Raw genomic sequence first — 719 nt, forward strand, 5'->3', positions numbered from 1 at the left:
AGCAAGTTTCGAAATAGATATTATCTATTTCAATTAATTCATCACTTGTTTTAGCGACAATAAATATCTTAACATAGGCATTTATTTATTGCAATGATTTTTTAAAAAAAGTTTTTATTTTTTCTCTTAATCTAGTAGCAACAGTTTCAAATGATACTCATTTTATTTTCGCAAGTCAATACTTTTTTAGTCTAACTTACCATTAAACCTTTTTAATAAAAAAAAAAGCACACGATTTTCATATGCGAAATAGCGTGTGCATTGCATTATTATTTTATTGTTTGCACCTCTAAAAAGGAACGGTCTCCTTTATTTTTCTTCATCCTCTTTAATACCTCACTATCTAGGATCACTCGGGCCACGTATCCCCATATACCTTTCACAAGCTACGAGGTTTGAACATGAGTATCCCCATAGCTAAAGCTAGGGGTTTCGAAAGGATAGGCTAAAAAGCCCCATTGTCTTTTCGTGGGCTACCACAGTCCCGCTAATACATCAGGCCGAAGCCTTCAGCTTTGCTTTTTTCTTAGTTTTTACGATGATGATTTTCTTAGGAGATTGAAGGAAGTGTTTTCTATCAAGACCTTCAAAGGCACCAAATACATGTTTCCGAACAATATTGAAAGCCCCATTTACGTCGGCGTGTATTTGAATCTTCGACCCTATGATTTTATAAAAGGCTCTTTTCACTCGTTGTCCGCTAAAAATTGTTTGGTGTT

Annotated in this window: 1 pseudogene; it reads right to left on the reverse strand. The window is 34.5% G+C overall.

The window, feature by feature from the left end:
• Window positions 1-495 precede the first annotated feature (495 nt).
• Window positions 496-719, reverse strand: a pseudogene (locus tag BANVL01_RS26445) (hypothetical protein); the annotation flags it as partial.

It is taken from the genome of Neobacillus novalis NBRC 102450 (genome assembly GCF_001591805.1).
GTDB classification, from domain to species: domain Bacteria; phylum Bacillota; class Bacilli; order Bacillales; family Cytobacillaceae; genus Neobacillus; species Neobacillus novalis.